Below are 15,753 nucleotides of genomic sequence, written 5' to 3'. Positions count from 1 at the left end.
GCGGGAGATTTATTCGCGCGGAGTTCGAATAGCGCTCCCCTCGTCGGCTTGTTCCAACGACGACGAAGGCCCGCAACGTCGTCGCTATCGCCAACCGATCTTACCCGTGCTTGTGCACGATCGTCTTGGTCACCGCGAACTCCTCCAGCGCGGCGAAGCCCTTTTCGCGGCCATGGCCGGATTTGCCGGTGCCGCCGAAGGGCAGCTCGATGCCACCGCCCGCGCCATAGCCGTTGATGAAGACCTGACCGGCGCGCACCTTCTTGGCGACGCGCTGCTGGCGCCCGCCATCCCTGGTCCACACCGCCGCGACGAGGCCGTACTCGGTGGAGTTCGCCAGCTTGATGGCATCCGCCTCGTCGCTGAAGGGGAAGGCGGCGAGCACCGGCCCGAACACCTCCTCCTGCTCCAGCCGGTTGCCGCGCGGCACTTTTCCAAACAGCGTCGGCGTCACGTAGAAGCCGCCATTCGGCACGCCCTGCGCGATCGCGCCCTCGGCGATCACCGGAATGCCGGCCTCGCGCGCCTGGTCGACGAAGCTCTGCACGCGGCCGCGTTGCCTGGCATTGATCACCGGGCCGCAATCGAGATCCATCTCCGGCGTGCCGGCGCGCAGTTTGGTGAACTCCTTGGCGACCGCGCCCATGAACTCGTCATAGACGTGGCTTTGCACCAGCACGCGCGAGCCAGCCGAGCAGGTCTGCCCGGTGTTCTGGACGATCGCCTTGCAGACGATCGGCACGGCCACGTCGAAATCGGCGTCGTCGAAGACGATCTGCGGCGACTTGCCACCGAGTTCGAGCGTACAGGGGATCAGGTGCTCGGCGCAGGCGTGCTGCACCATCCGGCCGACCTCGGGCGAGCCGGTGAAGGACATGAAGTCGACACCGTGATGGGCCGAGAGCGCCGCGCCCGCCTCATGGCCACGACCCGTGACGATGTTGATGGCGCCATCGGGAAAGCCGACCTCGGAGGCCAGAACCGCCAGCCGCAGCGCCGTCTGGCAGGCCTCCTCGGCCGGCTTCAGCACCACGGCATTGCCCATGGCGAGCGCCGCCGTCAGCGACCGGCCGAACATCTGCGCCGGGTAGTTCCAGGGCAGGATATGGCCGGTGACGCCATGCGGCTCATGGATGACGTTGACGTTGTAGCCGTTCAGGAACGGGATGATGTGGCCATGCACCTTGTCGGCCGCGCCGCCATAGAACTCGAAATAGCGCGCGGTGGCGTCGATATCGGCGCGCGCCTGCGCCATCGGCTTGCCGGTGTCCTGCGCCTCGATCTTCGCCAACTCGTCGAAATGGTCGAGAACCTTGAGCCCGAGCTTGGCGATCAGCCGGCCGCGCTCGGCCGCCGTCAGCCTGCCCCAGGCGCCCTCATAGGCCGCGCGCGCGGCCTTGACTGCGTCGTCGATATCCTCAGCCGTGCCGCAGGCGATGCGGGTGAACTCCTCGCCGGTCGCGGGCGCCAGCACGGCCATGGTCTCGCCGCTGCGGCCCGCGACATGGCGGCCGTTGATGAAGTGCTGGGTCATGCATGTCTCCGACAACTGATGTTGGGTCTCGACGAAGCGGGCCGTCATCGTCGCGCAAGCGAAGCCGATGCCGGGATCTATCCAAGGGCGCCGAGCCCCGATGGACAGTGGAACTGCGCGGCGTTCCGCTTACCGTGGACTGGCGGTGTATGTCCTCGATGAACTTGTTGCAGCCCCACAGCCACGAGCGAGCTCACGGGGCATGGTCGCGACCTGGCCGCGCGCGCAAACTGGACGTGGACCGCGCGATGAGCAACGCGATCTCGGGATGGCTGTCGCGCAACGCACGCAGGACGAGGCGCGCAAACCCCGACGGCCATAGCGACGACCGATGGCAGGCGAGGATGTGCTCATGCCCCCCTCGCAAAAAACTCTATTTGACTTCACACGCCGTTGCCTGCCCGATCCGCCACCATTGCCACGGGATGCGGATCGCCTTCGACGATGACTGACGCGCTGGAAGGCATTCTGGTGATCGCGCTCGAGCAGGCCGTGGCGGTCCCGAGCGCGACCTGCAAGCTGGCAGATGCAGGCGCGCGCGTGATCAAGCTCGAGCGCCTCGAGGGTGATTTCGCCCGCGGCTACGATGATTATGCCAAAGGCCTGTCCTCCTATTTCGTCTGGCTGAACCGGGGCAAGGAATCCTGCCGCGTCGATCTCAAGCAGGACGACGATCGCGCCATGGTCGAGGCCATGCTGGGCGAGGCCGACATCTTCATCCAGAATCTCGCACCGGGCGCCACGACGCGGCTGGGACTCGGCGCCGCCGAACTGCGCGCCCGCTATCCCCGGCTGATCACCTGCGACGTTTCGGGCTATGCACCGGGCACCCCCCACCACACCCGCAAGGCCTATGACCTGCTGGTGCAGGCGGAATCGGGTTTGGCCGCCATCACCGGCACGCAAGACTCCGGCCCATCGCGCATCGGCATCTCGATCGCCGACATCGCCACCGGCCAGGCCGCCTATGCCGCAATCCTGGAGGCGCTGCTGCGGCGAGCGAAGACCGGCGAGGGCTCGGCTATCCAGCTCTCGCTGTTCGACACGCTGGGCGAGCTGATGAACGTGCCCTATCTGACCCGCCGCTACGGCGGCATCGAGCCGCCCAGGCTAGGGCTAGCCCACCCCTCCATCGCGCCCTATGGCGTCTTCGCCACGGCCGACGGCAACCTGCTGGTCTCGATCCAGAGCGAGCGCGAATGGCAGATTTTCGCCCGCGAGGTTCTCGGCAGCACGGCCCTGGCAGAGGATGCGCGCTTCGCCACCAATGTGCTGCGCGTGCGGCAGCGCGAGGTCGTCGATGCGCAGGTGCAGGCTTTGCTGGCGCAGAGGCCCTTCGCCGACGTCACCGCCGCGCTCGACCGCTATGCAATCGCCTATGGCACGGTGTCCAGCGTCGGCGATCTCATCACCCACCCGGCGGCGACGACGCTTCCGGTTGATACGCCCTCCGGCCCGGTCGAGGTGCTCGCCCCGCCCGTGATCGTCGATGGGCAGCGGGTTCGGATGCGCCCCGTGCCGACGCTCGGCCAGCATGACGACGCGCTCCGGGCTGAATTCGGCATCGGCAGGTAGATCGAAAAAGCGACAGGCTCGGCATGCATCAGTCTTCCGACCATGCGGATATCCGCGACGCCGTCGCCCGCCTCTGCGCCGGCTACCCCGGCGAATACTGGCGCAGGCTCGACCGCGAGATGGCCTACCCGGCCGAGTTCGTCACGGCTTTGACCGAGAGCGGCTTCCTCTCTGCGCTGATCCCGGAGGAGTATGGCGGCGCTGGGCTGACGCTCTCGGCGGCGGCGGTGATCATGGAGGAGATCCAGCGCCAGGGCTGCAACGGCGCCGCCTGCCATGCGCAGATGTATGTGATGGGCACGGTGCTGCGCCATGGCTCGCCGGAGCAGAAGCAGCGCTACTTGCCCCGCATCGCCTCGGGAGAGCTGCGCCTTCAAGCCTTCGGCGTGACTGAGCCGACCAGCGGCACCGACACGACGGCCCTGCGCACGACCGCGCGGCGCGAGGGCGACACTTATGTCGTCAACGGCCAGAAGATCTGGACGAGCCGCGCCGCGCAATCGGACCTGATGCTGCTGCTGGCCCGCACCACCCCGCGCGAACAGGTCGCCAAGCGCACGGACGGGCTCTCGGTCTTCATCCTCGACATGCGCGAGGCGCTCAAAAGCGGGCTCACCATCCGGCCGATCCGGACGATGATGAACCACGCCACCACCGAGGTCTTTTTCGACAATGTCCGCATCCCCGCCGAGAACCTCGTCGGCGAGGAGGGCAAGGGCTTCCGCTACATCCTCTCGGGCATGAACGCCGAGCGCATCCTGATCGCGGCCGAATGCGTCGGCGACGCCAAATGGTTCATCGAGAAGGCCTCGGCCTATGCCAAAGAGCGGCAGGTTTTTGGCCGCCCAATCGGCCAGAACCAGGGCATCCAGTTCCCGATCGCGAGGGCCTACGCCAATATGCGCGCCGCCGAACTGATGGTGCGCGAGGCGATCAGGCTCTACGAGGCGGGCGAGAATCCGGGCGCCGAGGCCAACATGGCCAAGATGCTCGCGGCCGACGCCTCCTTCGAGGCGGCCAATGCCTGCATCCAGACCCATGGCGGCTTCGGATTCGCCGAGGAATACGACATCGAGCGCAAGTTCCGCGAGACCCGTTTGTACCAGGTCGCGCCGATCTCGACGAACCTGATCCTGTCCTATCTCGCCGAGCATGTGCTGGGCATGCCGCGCTCCTATTGAAGACGATCGCCGCTATGGACATCGACCACCTCAGGACCTGGATCGGCCGCACCGAGGAAGCCTCGGACCTGGTCACGCCGCGCCTGATCGCAAGCTTCGCCGCCACCTTCGCGCCGCATCTGGCGCCCTGCCCGGCCGGCGACGCGCCGCTCGCCCTGCACTGGTGCCTCGCGCCGCCGATCGCGCCGATGAGCGCGCTCGGTCCCGACGGGCACCCGGCCAAGGGTGGATTCCTGCCGCCGGTTCCCCTGCCGCGCCGGATGTGGGCCGGCGGCTCGATCGAGACGCTGGCACCGCTGCGCGACGGCGATCTCGTGACGCGCCGCTCGCGTATCGGCGACGTCACCGCCAAGGACGGCCGCAGCGGTGCGCTCTGTTTCGTCGCCGTCCACCACGAGGTCGAAACCTCGCGCGGACTGGCACTGCGCGAGCGTCACGACATCGTCTATCGGGAGGCGTCGAGCGCCGCAGCCGCCCCGCCGGCACCCGCCAAGCAGCAGCCCGCCGATCTGGAATGGCAGGTCGAGGCCAGCCCGGTCCTGCTGTTCCGCTACTCGGCGCTCACCTTCAACGGCCATCGCATCCACTACGATCAGCCCTATGTCACCGGCGAAGAGGGTTATGACGGGTTGGTCGTCCACGGCCCGATCCAGGCAACGTTGATGCTCAACATCGCCGCGACGCTGGCTGGCAGCCTGAGGCTGAAGCTCGACTATCGCGGCCTCAGCCCGCTGACGTCGGGCGGAGCGTTCCTCGTGAAGGCCAGGCGTCAGGATGACGGCACGATCCGGACCTGGACCGAAGGCGCCGACGGCCGCCTGCGGATGGAGGGGACGGCGCGTCCGCTTTAGCCGACGGGGTTCGCAGCGGCGGACCGGCAGGGAGCCGCGGTCATTCCGGGGCTTCGCGACGCGAAGAGCCCGGAACCCATATCCGCTGCGGTCGCCGAACGGAGATCTCGGCCGAGGGAACTGGATGCCACCGTGTACATGGCTTCAGGGCTCAGGCCTGGTCCGGGCACCATCGCCGGTGCATCGTCCCGCCCGGGCGGATGGCTGGCATAAACCGGCCATCCGTGATCGACTGCACGAAGCCGGCCGCCAAGGGCCGGAGCCCACAGCACGGGAGGATATGTCATGTCGAACGAGACGTTCAGTCTGCCATCCGCCAGCCGTCGCGGTTTCCTCGGCTCGGCGGCGGCATTGGCCGCCGGAGCCGCATGTCCGCTCGGGGCTCCGGCCCTGGCGAAGGCCCCCTTGTCCAGGACCCAGCCGGGCTATTTCTACCGCTTCATGCTCGGCACCGCCGAGGTCACGGTGGTCTCCGATGGGCCGTTGCCGCTCGGCGACCCCGGCGCGAGCTTCCTCGGCGTGCCCAAGGAGACGGTCTACGGCATGCTCGATGCCAGCTTCCTGCCCAAGGACAACGTCGTTCTCGAGCAGAACATTCCGATCGTGAACTTCGGCGACAGGCTGGTGATGTTCGACACCGGCATGGGCTTCTCGAAAGCCTTCGGCCCGACCACCGGCCGCCTGCAGAAGAGCCTGGACGAAGCCGGCATCAAGCCCAGCGATATCGACGACATCGTCTGCAGCCATGCCCATATCGACCATATCGGCGGCATCTGCACGGCTGATGGCAAGGCGCTGTTTCCGAATGCCCGCATCCATATCAGCCAGATCGATTTCGACTTCTGGACGGATGAGAGCAAGCTGGGTTCGCCGCTGAAGGCCTTCATCGAGCACGCCCGCGCCAACCTGCTGCCGGTGCGCGACCGCATCGTCTTCTTCAAGGATCAGCAGGAGTTCCTGCCCGGCATCCAGGCCATCGCGGCGCCCGGCCATACCGCGGGCCACCACATCTTCAAGGTCGCCTCGGGGCCCAGCTCTTTCGCCTTTCTCGGCGACCTCACCCATCACGCCGTTCTCCTGACGGAGAATCCGCGCCTCGAATTCGCCTATGACAGCGATCCGAAACAGGCGGTCCAGTCGCGTGTCAGGCTGCTGACGAGGCTCGCCGAGGAAAGGACGCCGGTGATGTCCTATCATTTCGCCTGGCCCGGCTTCGGCAACCTCGCCAAGGCGGGCGACGGCTTCCGCTACCTCCCGGCACCGATGCAGATGCTGCCGGGCTGACGCGCGATACGGCTATCGATCGGGCGGCGTCGCGCATAGCACGACGCCGTTTCGGGCTGTCGGCCATCGCGTGGCCTATTCGTTGACGCGGTCGAGGCCGATGGTCAGCGAGATCGCCAGCAGGGCCAGCATCGCCAGCATGATCTGGACGCTGGAGACGGCGGCGACGAGCGGCGAGTTGGTGTTCTGCACGATGGCGAGCAGTTCGATCGGCAGCGGCCGGTCGCGATAGCCATGGGTGAAGATCGTCACCGAGAGATTGTCGACGCCTTCGATGAAGGTGAAGACCGCACCGGCCAGGATCGCCGGCAGCAGTAGCGGCAGCGTGATCGTGCGGAAGGTCTGCCAGCGCGTCGCGCCGAGATTCGCCGAGGCCTGCTCCAGCAGCGGATCGAGCCGCTGCAGCCGCGCCATGACGGTGCGAACCATCACCGCCATGACATAGACCGAAAGCGAGATCGATTGCAGCCAGATCGACGGCCCGATGCCCAGCAGCGCGCCCGAGAACAGCACGGCGACACCGAGCACGATGCCCGGCACCATATGCGGCACCAAAACGAAGACCGAGAGCGCGGTCGCGCCCCGGAAATCGCCGCGCGCGCAGGCCAGAGCGGTCGGCACGCCGAGCGCGACGCAGAGCGCGGTGACGTAGAGCCCGACCTTGATGCTGGTCCACATCGCATTGACCAGAACCGGCTGGTTGAAAACCTTGTAGTACCAGTCGAGCGTGAAGCCGGCCGGCGGGAAGCTGATATAGCCGCGCGTGTCGAAGGACATCACCACCACGATCACCGCCGGCAGCAGCAGCAAGGCGAGCGCCAGCACGGCGAGGCCAATGACGAGGCCGATGCCCAGCCGGTCGAGGAGCTCCCTGCCGTCGATCCGCTTCATCGCTGCGCCACCCGCGTCCAGCGCGTACCGATATGCGTGAGCCAGGCGAAGAGCAGCAGAACCGCCAGGCAGCTCGCCATCAGGATCATGGCCGTCACCGCGCCCTTGCTCCATTCGAGCGAATAGACCACCTGCTCGTAGATCATCGTCGCGGCGTTGAGATAATTGCCGCCGCCGAGCAGTTGCGGCACCACGAAGGTCGTGTAGCTCAGGGTGAAGACCAGCGAGGCGCCGGTGCCAAGCCCCGGCACGCTCAGCGGCAGGATGATCGTGCGCAGCGTGTCCAACCGGCTCGCACCGAGATTGGCCGAGGCCTCCTCCAGCCGTGAATCATGGCGGCTCATCACCGCGATCAACGGCAGGATCATGATCGGCAAGTGGATCTGCACCATGCCGATCAGCACCGCCCAATGCGTGTTGATGATCCGCAGCGGCTGCGAGATCAGCCCCATATCCATCAGCGTCGCATTCACCACGCCGCGCCCGCCGAGGATGACAAGCCAGGCATAGGTCCGCACGATGCCGCTGGTCAGGATCGGCGCGATCGTCAGCACCAGGATGATCCGCCGGACCCAGGGTCCGCCGATCAGGAAGAGATAAGCGACGGGAAAGCCGAGCAGGCTGCAAAAGAAGGTCGTGGTCAGCGCCAGCGTCAGCGAGCGCTGGAAGGGCACCTGCCCGATTTCGGCAAGATGCGCGACAAGAGCATGGCCTGGCTCGAGGATTACGTGGCCACGAATGCGCGGGTCTTCGCGCAGGCCGGCGTGCCCTATATCAAGTTGCAGGACTAGAGCCGCGAGGCTGGCCCGATGCAGCCGATCTCGCTGGCGATGACGGCGGCGCTCGGACGCTTCCTCAAGGCGGAAGTGCCGGAAATTGGACTGGGCATCATCGTCGAGGCTCATGATCCCGTCGCCTCGCTCTCGATCGCTCACGCCACGGGAGCCGATTTCGTTCGCCTCAAGGTCTTCGTCGGACAGGCCATGACGGCGCAGGGCCCGAAGACCGGCATGGGCGCGCAGGCCCTCGCCTTCCGCAATGCGCTTGGCCGCGACGACATCGCCATTCTCGCCGACGTCCATGACCGCACCGCCGTGCCGATGTCCGCGGAAACGCCGGAATTCGCGGCCGAATGGGCGCAGAAGACCGGCGCCGACGGCCTGATCCTGACCGGCGCCGACTGGGCGGATTCGCTCGCCCGCATCCGCCGTGCCCGCGAGACCGGCATCAAGCGCCCGATCCTGCTCGGCGGCAGCGTGACATCAGGGAATGTCGGCGAGGCGCTCTCGGCCGCCGACGGCGTCATCGTCAGCACGGCCCTGATGCGCAAGGACGCCCCAGCCGGCGACGTGCTGCGCTGGGACATCGACCTCTGCCGGCGCTTCATGGACGCTGCCCGCGCCGGCCGAGGCTGAGGCCTCAGCCGATACGCGTGCCCCGTCTCAGGCGAGATGGCAGGAGACGAACTCGCCCTCGATCGGCCGCAGCACCGGCGGCTCGACGCGGCAGCGCTCGATCGCGATCGGGCAGCGTGGATGGAAGCTGCAGCCCGGTGGCGGCGCGATCGGGCTCGGGACCTCGCCCGACATCGGCTGGCGGCTGCGGTTGGGCTTCTCGACATCGGGAATCGTGTCGAGCAGCAGCCGCGTATAGGGGTGGCGCGCCCGGCCGAAGACCTCCTCCGCCGCGCCCGTCTCGACGAAACGCCCGAGATACATGATCGCGAGATGGTCCGACATGTGCCGGACGACCGAGAGATTGTGGCTGATGAAGAGATAGGTCAGCCCGAGTTCCTTCTGCAACCTTACCATCAGGTTGAGCACCTGCGCCTGCACGGAGACGTCGAGCGCCGAAGTCGGTTCGTCGCAGACGAGGAAATCGGCTTCGGTGGCGAGTGCGCGCGCGATCGAGATGCGCTGGCGCTGCCCGCCCGAGAAGGCATGCGGATAGCGCTGCGCATCGCTGCGCGACAGGCCGACGATTTCGAGCAGGTCGCCGACGCGCGCCTGCGTCGAGGCCGCATCGGGACAAAGCTTCAATTCGCGGATCGGCTCGGCGATGATGTCGCCGACGCGCCAGCGCGGGTTGAGGCTGGCATAGGGGTCCTGGAAGATCATCTGCACCCGCGGCGGACCGACCGTGCCGTCGGCCCGACGGATATCGAGGAAGCGCAGGGCCCCCTCCGTCGGCTTCTGCAGGCCGACGACCATCCGCGCCAGCGTCGACTTCCCGCAGCCGGACTCGCCGACGATGCTGAAGGTCGTGCCGCGCTTGACCGTGAAGGAGACCTCATCGACAGCCCGCAGAATGCGCCGCGGCTCGCGCGACAGCAGCCGGGTCAGGGCGGGAGCCGAAACATCGAAGCGGCAGGAGGCGGCCGAGACGGTGAGGATCGGCTCGCTTTCGCCTCGCGAGCCCTCATCCTGAGGAGCGCCGTCAGGCGCGTCTCGAAGGATGCTCGCCGAGGCTCCGGAATCTCCTGGAGCATCCTTCGAGACGCCGCTGCGCGGCTCCTCAGGATGAGGGCTGAGAGCGGAAGCGGCCATCTGTTCACGCATGCACCGGCTCCATCAGCGGGACATGGCAGGCGGCGCCGTGCAGGCCGGGAGGCAGACCGGGTTTGTTCTCGCGGCAGAATGTCTGCACCCGCCCGCAGCGCGGGTTGAAGGCGCAACCGTCCGGAATGGCGTTCAATCGCGGCATCGCGCCGTCGATCTGGTTGAGCTGCGCATGGCGGGCATGGACGCTGGGAATCGAGGCCATCAGCCCGGCCGTATAGGGATGGCGCGGACGCCGCGTCACCTCTTCGACCGGGCCGATCTCGACGATGCGCCCGGCATACATCACCGCGACCCGGTCGGCCGTCTCGGCGATCACGCCCATGTCGTGCGTCACCAGCATGATCGCAGTGCCGTGCTCGCGGCAGAGACGCTTCAGCAGTGTCGTGATCTGCGCCTGGATCGAGACGTCGAGCGCCGTCGTCGGTTCGTCGGCGATGATCAGCTTGGGCTCGGCACAGAGCGCGAGCGCGATGACGACGCGCTGGCGCATGCCACCGGAGAACTGGTGCGGATACTGGTCGATCCGCGTCTCGGCCGCGGGGATGCCGACCTCGCGCAGCAGCGACAGCGCCCGCGTCCGCGCCACGCTCGCCGACACCGGCAGATGCGTCGTGATCGTCTCGACGAGTTGCTCGCCCACCGTCAGCAGCGGGTGCAGCGAGGTGAGAGGGTCCTGGAAGATCGCCCCGATCCGGCGCCCGCGCAGCTTGCGCATCGCCTCCGGCGGCAGATTGTCGATGCGCTGTCCGTCGAGCCGAATCTCGCCTCCGCTGATCCGGCCGGGCGGATCGAGCAGGCCGATCACGGCCGTGCCGGTCAGCGACTTGCCGGCGCCGGATTCGCCGACGACGCCGAGGATTTCGCCGGGCGCGATCGCGAAGGACACACCGTCGAGTGCCGTCAGCGGGCCATGGCGGCCGTCGAAGACGATGCGCAGATCCGATACGGACAGAAGCGGTGCGGTCATGCCCCCGCCCTTTCGACGCGATAGCTCGACGAGAAGATCTCGCTCGCCGGCGGATGGCCATGGGTGCGCTGGGGATAGCGCGCCATCAAGCCCTCGAACTGCGCCTGCGCGCGTTTCGTATCGGCCGCCTCGTCGATGCCGGGAATGACGCGCTCTTCCATGACGAAACGCCCATCGATGACGACCGTCGAAAAGTCGCGGCCATGGCCGGCGAGCAGCATGGTCTGGATCGGGTCGATGACCTGGCCGAGATGCGGCCGGTCGAGGTCGAACACGCTGATGTCGGCACGCGCGCCCGGCTGCAGCCGGCCGAGGTCGGGACGCCCGAGCGCATCGGCCCCACCGACGGTTGCGGCGTCGTAATAGTCCTCCGAGCGCACCGCGCCGGCGCTGCCGGCCATGGTGCGCGCCAGGATCATCCCGACCTGCAGGTTCATGATCATGTCGGGCGGGCTCGTATCGGTGCCCATCCCGATCTTCAGCCCCATCTCGCGATAGCGCCCGAAATGGTCGATCGCATTGCCGTGACGCCCCGAGACCAGCGGACAATGCACGATCGCAGCACCCGCATCGCGGATGATCTCGAGGTCGCGGCCGGGCCGGTCGATCTGGCGGCTGCCCGAGACGAAGGTGCCGTGCGGCAGCAGGCAGCGCTCGTTCAGGAAGCCGAGGCTATCGAGCCATTCCGGCGGGCTCATCCCGTGCTGGGCGAGAACCAGGTCGTATTCGATCTTCGACTGGCAGCAATGCAGCCGCACCGGCACGTCGAGATCGGCAACGGCGGCAGCCGTCCGGCGCAGCAGTTCAGCCGTCGAGGTTTCGATCCGGTCCGGCGCAAGCATGGTGCGGATCAAGCCGCCCGCCGCGCCCTCGAAGTCCCGGCAGAAGCCGATCGCGCCATCGAGTTCGGCCAGACCGCGCTCTTCGTCATAATGGGTGACGATGCGGCCATCAGCTTCGACCAGCTGATTGCCGGTGCGGTAGGCCGGACCCAGATAGGTCCGCAGCCCAAGCTCCGCAGCGGCCTCCGCCGCATCCTCGAACTCTTCCGGCGTCTCGCCCCAGGCCCGGTAGAACAGCGAGGCGATCGGCAATGCGGTCGTGATCCCGTTGCGGATCAGCGTCGCGAAGGCGTGCTTCTTCTGGAAAGCCAGTTCCTCGCGCGAATACATCTCGTAGGGACCAGCCTCGAGATAGGAGCGCGGCCAGACCCGGCCCTTCTTCCAGGCCGGCTGGTTGTCATAGGCGAGGATCGTGGTGTCGAGGTCGGAGAGCGCGTCGAGATCGACGAAACCCGGTCCGATCAGCGCATGACCATAGTCGATCCGCCGGGCGACCTCGCCGTCGAAGCCATGCCCGACGAAGATCACGGTACCATCCTCGAACACGATCTCGCCGTTCTCGTAGAGACGATGCCGCCCTTGCGCGTGGCCGACGAGCCAGCGCGCGGTCAGCAGGATGCGACCCTTTGGACGTGGAGCTGGGCGCAAGGTCACGGCGCGGTCCTGATCGAGACGCCGTCGCGGGCGACGACCTTTCCTCGCTTGAGCACACGGCGCTTGGGCGAGCGGGTGACGATCGCCTCCGCCACGGTCTCTCCGGGCAGGATCACGAGATCGGCGTTGCTGCCCTCGCTGACGCCATAGCCGTCGACCTCCATCACCCTGGCGCCCTCACTGGTGCAGACATCGAGCGCCAGCCTGAGTTCGTCGTCCCGGCGCAGATTGTTGCGCAGGCCGACGAACATGGCGCGCTCCAGCATGTCGGCATTGCCATAGGGCCCCCAGGTGTCGCGGATGCCGTCCGAGCCCGAGCAGACCCGGACTCCGGCCGCGAGCAGCTTCTTCACCGGCGGCGCAGGGCGGCTCGCAGGCCCCGTCGTCATGATCGCGATGTCGAGTTCGGCAAGTTGCTCGATCACAGGATCGACCAGAGCGGGGTCGGCGCCGAGCGAGAACGCATGGCTGATCGTGACCTTGCCCTTCATGCCAAGCGCCCGCGTGCGCTCGACGATCAGATCCGTCGAGAACAGGCCCATTTCGCCGGGCTCGTGCAGATGGATGTCGAGCGGCTTGCCGTATCTCTGACAGAGGGCGAAGACGGCATCGAGATGCCCCTTCGGGTCGCGGTCGATGGCGCAGGGGTCGAGACCGCCGACGACCTCGCATCCGGCCTTCATCGCCTGGTCCATCAGCTCCAGCGTCCCCGGCCGGCGCAGCAGCCCCGATTGCGGGAAGGCGACGAGCTCGATGTCGATGATGTCGCGATAGCCCTCGCGCGTCGCCATCACGCCCTCGACGCCCCAGAGCCCATGCTCGGTATCGACGTCGACATGGCTGCGGATATGCGTCGAGCCCATCAGCGAGGACTGGATCGATTGCCGCGCCGACTGGCGCGCCGGGTCGATGTTCAGCCGCTTCTTGTTCTCGCGCTCGTTGTCGATCTTGTCGAGCAGCTTCGGGCCGACCTCGTTTGTGTACCAGGGCAGGCCCCACAGGCTCTTGTCGAGATGGGCATGCGCCTCGACCAGGCCGGGGATGACGATCTCACCGCGCCCATCCTCGACCGTGACGCCGGCCGGCGCCTGGATGCCGGCGCCGATGCGCGTGATCCTGCCGTTCTCGATCAGCATGTCGACGGCCGGGCCGGCATAGGGACGGACATTGCGGAGAAGGAGAGAGGCGGTCATTGCAAGCATATCCTCTTGTTATCTTCGTTCGTCATGGTCCGGCTTGCCGCTCCGTCATTGCGAGCGAAGCGAAGCAATCCAGGGCCGCACGCTCTACGTCCCCTGGATTGCTTCGCTTCGCTCGCAATGACGGCAGAGGGCGTGGCCGCATCACTCTCACCGCAGCTTCGGGTTCAGCGCGTCGCGCAGCCAGTCTCCGAGCAGGTTCACGCTCAGCACGATCAGCCCAAGCTGCAGCGACGGGAACATCACCAGCCACCAGGAGCCGGAGAACAGGTACTGGTTGCCGATACGGATCAGCGTGCCGAGCGATGGCTGCGTGATCGGCATGCCGACCCCCAGGAACGACAACGTCGCCTCCGACAGGATGGCCAGTCCGAGATTGAGCGTCGCAGCCACCATCACCGGCGTCAGCGTGTTCGGCAGGATGTGGCGCGCCATGATCCGGATCGCCGGCACCTTGATGATGCGCGCCGCCAGCACATACTCCTTGCGCCGCTCGACCATGGTCGAGGCCCGCACGGTGCGGGCATATTGCACCCAGTTGGTCAGCGAGATCGACATCACCAGCACGACGGCGGCAAAAGGCTCCCGCAGGTTCGGCGGCAGCAATTCCCGGAAGATCGCCGACACCAGGATCGCCATCAGCAGTGTCGGGATCGACAGCACGGTGTCGCCCAGCCGCATCAGAAGGTTGTCGATGCGTCCGCCATGGTAGCCGGCGACGAGCCCGATCGTGACGCCGAGCGTCATCGAGACCACCACCGCCGCAAAGCCGATGATCAGCGAGACCCGCGTCCCGTAGAGGATGGCCGACAGCACATCACGCCCCTGCGGATCGGTGCCGAGCAGGAACGGCCATTCTCCGTCGGCGGCCCAGATCGGCGGGATCTCGGCCTTGTCGATGAAGATCTGCGCGAGATCATGCGGGTTCTGCGGCGCGATCAGCGGGCAGAGCAGCGCCGTCAGGATCAGCAGCGCCAGCATCAGCGCCGAGAGCCAGGCGGCCGGCGTCCTGCGGAAGCTCCAGCCGATGTCGCTGTCGAGGAAGCGGGCGGTCAACGAGGGTTTGCGAACCTTCTCAGCGAGCATTCGCGGCTCCCGAAAGCGCATCCTCGCGCAGGCGCGGATCAACCCAGGCATAGGTCAGGTCGACCAGCGTGTTCAGCGAGACGAAGATGAAGGAGACAACGATCAGATAGGCCGCCATCACCGGGATATCGACGAAGGTCACGGCCTGGACGAAGAGCAGCCCCATGCCCGGCCACTGGAAGACCGTCTCGGTCACCAGCGCGAAGGCGATCAGATTGCCGATCTGCAGGCCGGTGACGGTGATCACCGGCATCAGGCAGTTGCGCAGCGCGTGGCGGAAATGGACGGAGCGCATCGTCAGGCCGCGTGCGCGAGCGAAGCGGATGAATTCGGTCCGCATCGTCTCCATCATCTCGGCCCGCACCAGCCGCATCACCAGCGTGATCTGGAACAGCGACAACGTCACGCCGGGCAGGATCAGCGCCTTGCGGCCGGATGTCGTGAGCAGGCCCGTGCTCCACCAGCCGAGCTGCACGGTCTCGCCGCGCCCGAAGGCCGGCAGCCATTGCAGCGTCACCGAAAACACCAGGATGAACAGGATGCCGAGCGCGAAGCTCGGCAGCGAGACACCGAGCACGGAGATGAATTGCAGCGCCTTGGCGAGCAGGCTGTCACGCCGGATTGCGGTGTAGACACCCAGCGGAATGCCGATGGCGAGCGACAGGAAGGTCGCGACCAGCACCAGCTCGAAAGTCGCTGGGAAGCGTTCCGCGATCAGCGTGAACACCTCCTGCTGGTTGCGGTAGGAAATGCCGAAATCGCCGCGCAGAGCATTGCCGACGAAGGTCGCAAATTGCAGGACGAAGCCCTTGTCGAGGCCGAGCCGGGCACGCAGTTCGTCGCGCTGGGCCTGGCTCGCCTGCTCGTTCAGCATCAGCTCGACGGGATCGCCGACGAAGCGGAAGATCAGGAAGGCGATGAACGCCACCGCGAGCATCACGCCGGCCGCGTTCAGGAGACGCTTGAGGAGGAAGGCCGGCATCGTCGTTGGGTCTCCTAAGCCGCGCGAACCGCCCTGTCATTCCGGGCTTCGCGCAGCGAAGAACCCGGAACCCACGACTGGGTGCAGCGAGGGCAAGCGGTCATTGCGGCCGCTCGCCCGGTCATGGGTTCCGGGTTCGCGCCTGC

At 67.0% G+C, this 15,753-nt stretch carries 14 protein-coding genes; 5 read left to right on the top strand and 9 right to left on the bottom strand.

Going from position 1 to position 15,753, the window contains the following annotated elements:
* Window positions 1–100: 100 nt before the first annotated feature.
* A complete protein-coding gene (locus tag AE618_RS14155; RefSeq protein WP_054209834.1) occupies window positions 101–1,534 on the bottom strand; it encodes an aldehyde dehydrogenase family protein in 1,434 nt (477 codons plus the stop codon).
* 444 nt (window positions 1,535–1,978) lie between these two features.
* Between AE618_RS14155 and AE618_RS14150 the strand changes: the two genes are divergently transcribed.
* From AE618_RS14150 to AE618_RS14135, 4 genes are all read left to right on the top strand, one after another.
* Window positions 1,979–3,109 (top strand): CaiB/BaiF CoA transferase family protein, encoded by a 1,131-nt coding sequence (locus tag AE618_RS14150; protein WP_054209720.1) that lies wholly within the window; start codon window positions 1,979–1,981, stop codon window positions 3,107–3,109.
* A 23-nt stretch (window positions 3,110–3,132) separates the two neighbouring features.
* On the top strand, window positions 3,133–4,290 hold the full coding sequence (locus tag AE618_RS14145; protein WP_054209719.1) for an acyl-CoA dehydrogenase family protein: 1,158 nt from the start codon (window positions 3,133–3,135) through the stop codon (window positions 4,288–4,290).
* A gap of 14 nt (window positions 4,291–4,304) precedes the next feature.
* Window positions 4,305–5,141: an FAS1-like dehydratase domain-containing protein gene (locus AE618_RS14140; protein WP_054209718.1), complete on the top strand. Its 837-nt coding sequence runs from the start codon at window positions 4,305–4,307 to the stop codon at window positions 5,139–5,141.
* Window positions 5,142–5,426: 285 nt separating this feature from the next.
* Window positions 5,427–6,425 carry an MBL fold metallo-hydrolase gene (locus tag AE618_RS14135; RefSeq protein ID WP_054209717.1) on the top strand — a complete coding sequence of 333 codons (999 nt, stop codon included), beginning with the start codon at window positions 5,427–5,429 and terminating at the stop codon, window positions 6,423–6,425.
* Between the two features lie 75 nt (window positions 6,426–6,500).
* Here the strand turns inward: AE618_RS14135 and AE618_RS14130 are convergent, their stop codons facing one another.
* A complete protein-coding gene (locus AE618_RS14130; protein WP_054209716.1) occupies window positions 6,501–7,316 on the bottom strand; it encodes an ABC transporter permease in 816 nt (271 codons plus the stop codon).
* Entirely contained in the window at window positions 7,313–7,990 is a 678-nt protein-coding gene (locus tag AE618_RS14125; protein WP_197280790.1) for an ABC transporter permease, read from the bottom strand. Before AE618_RS14125 ends, AE618_RS14130 begins: the two co-directional genes overlap by 4 nt.
* 135 nt (window positions 7,991–8,125) lie before the next feature.
* On the opposite strand from AE618_RS14125, the gene AE618_RS14120 reads away from it, so the two are divergent.
* Window positions 8,126–8,731: a BtpA/SgcQ family protein gene (locus AE618_RS14120; RefSeq protein WP_197280789.1), complete on the top strand. Its 606-nt coding sequence runs from the start codon at window positions 8,126–8,128 to the stop codon at window positions 8,729–8,731.
* 27 nt (window positions 8,732–8,758) lie between these two features.
* Here the strand turns inward: AE618_RS14120 and AE618_RS14115 are convergent, their stop codons facing one another.
* From AE618_RS14115 to AE618_RS14090, 6 genes are all read right to left on the bottom strand, one after another.
* Window positions 8,759–9,874 carry an ABC transporter ATP-binding protein gene (locus tag AE618_RS14115; protein WP_156330271.1) on the bottom strand — a complete coding sequence of 372 codons (1,116 nt, stop codon included), beginning with the start codon at window positions 9,872–9,874 and terminating at the stop codon, window positions 8,759–8,761.
* Entirely contained in the window at window positions 9,867–10,844 is a 978-nt protein-coding gene (locus AE618_RS14110) for an ABC transporter ATP-binding protein (RefSeq protein ID WP_054209715.1), read from the bottom strand. Before AE618_RS14110 ends, AE618_RS14115 begins: the two co-directional genes overlap by 8 nt.
* Entirely contained in the window at window positions 10,841–12,340 is a 1,500-nt protein-coding gene (locus AE618_RS14105) for an amidohydrolase family protein (RefSeq protein WP_248310876.1), read from the bottom strand. Before AE618_RS14105 ends, AE618_RS14110 begins: the two co-directional genes overlap by 4 nt.
* Window positions 12,337–13,533 (bottom strand): amidohydrolase family protein, encoded by a 1,197-nt coding sequence (locus tag AE618_RS14100; RefSeq protein WP_054209714.1) that lies wholly within the window; start codon window positions 13,531–13,533, stop codon window positions 12,337–12,339. Before AE618_RS14100 ends, AE618_RS14105 begins: the two co-directional genes overlap by 4 nt.
* Before the next feature lie 156 nt (window positions 13,534–13,689).
* The gene (locus AE618_RS14095) at window positions 13,690–14,625 is read right to left on the bottom strand and encodes an ABC transporter permease (protein ID WP_156330270.1); all 936 of its coding nucleotides are present in this window, start codon (window positions 14,623–14,625) and stop codon (window positions 13,690–13,692) included.
* Complete coding sequence (locus AE618_RS14090) at window positions 14,615–15,607, bottom strand: ABC transporter permease (RefSeq protein ID WP_054209712.1); 993 nt, start codon at window positions 15,605–15,607, stop codon at window positions 14,615–14,617. Before AE618_RS14090 ends, AE618_RS14095 begins: the two co-directional genes overlap by 11 nt.
* Window positions 15,608–15,753 lie beyond the last annotated feature (146 nt).

The sequence above is a fragment of the Allobosea vaviloviae genome (assembly GCF_001298265.1).
Classification (GTDB): Bacteria; Pseudomonadota; Alphaproteobacteria; order Rhizobiales; family Beijerinckiaceae; genus Allobosea; species Allobosea vaviloviae_B.
Note: the sequence above shows the minus strand (reverse complement) of the source record. Positions and strands in the feature narration are given on the sequence as shown.

Excerpts from the sequence above, each read along its gene's own strand:
- AE618_RS14155 (WP_054209834.1), bottom strand. The coding sequence starts at position 1,534 with ATGACCCAGCACTTCATCAACGGCCGCCATGTCGCGGGCCGCAGCGGC.
- AE618_RS14150 (WP_054209720.1), top strand. The coding sequence starts at position 1,979 with ATGACTGACGCGCTGGAAGGCATTCTGGTGATCGCGCTCGAGCAGGCC.
- AE618_RS14145 (WP_054209719.1), top strand. The coding sequence starts at position 3,133 with ATGCATCAGTCTTCCGACCATGCGGATATCCGCGACGCCGTCGCCCGC.
- AE618_RS14140 (WP_054209718.1), top strand. The coding sequence starts at position 4,305 with ATGGACATCGACCACCTCAGGACCTGGATCGGCCGCACCGAGGAAGCC.
- AE618_RS14135 (WP_054209717.1), top strand. The coding sequence starts at position 5,427 with ATGTCGAACGAGACGTTCAGTCTGCCATCCGCCAGCCGTCGCGGTTTC.
- AE618_RS14130 (WP_054209716.1), bottom strand. The coding sequence starts at position 7,316 with ATGAAGCGGATCGACGGCAGGGAGCTCCTCGACCGGCTGGGCATCGGC.
- AE618_RS14120 (WP_197280789.1), top strand. The coding sequence starts at position 8,126 with ATGCAGCCGATCTCGCTGGCGATGACGGCGGCGCTCGGACGCTTCCTC.
- AE618_RS14115 (WP_156330271.1), bottom strand. The coding sequence starts at position 9,874 with ATGCGTGAACAGATGGCCGCTTCCGCTCTCAGCCCTCATCCTGAGGAG.
- AE618_RS14110 (WP_054209715.1), bottom strand. The coding sequence starts at position 10,844 with ATGACCGCACCGCTTCTGTCCGTATCGGATCTGCGCATCGTCTTCGAC.
- AE618_RS14100 (WP_054209714.1), bottom strand. The coding sequence starts at position 13,533 with ATGACCGCCTCTCTCCTTCTCCGCAATGTCCGTCCCTATGCCGGCCCG.
- AE618_RS14095 (WP_156330270.1), bottom strand. The coding sequence starts at position 14,625 with ATGCTCGCTGAGAAGGTTCGCAAACCCTCGTTGACCGCCCGCTTCCTC.
- AE618_RS14090 (WP_054209712.1), bottom strand. The coding sequence starts at position 15,607 with ATGCCGGCCTTCCTCCTCAAGCGTCTCCTGAACGCGGCCGGCGTGATG.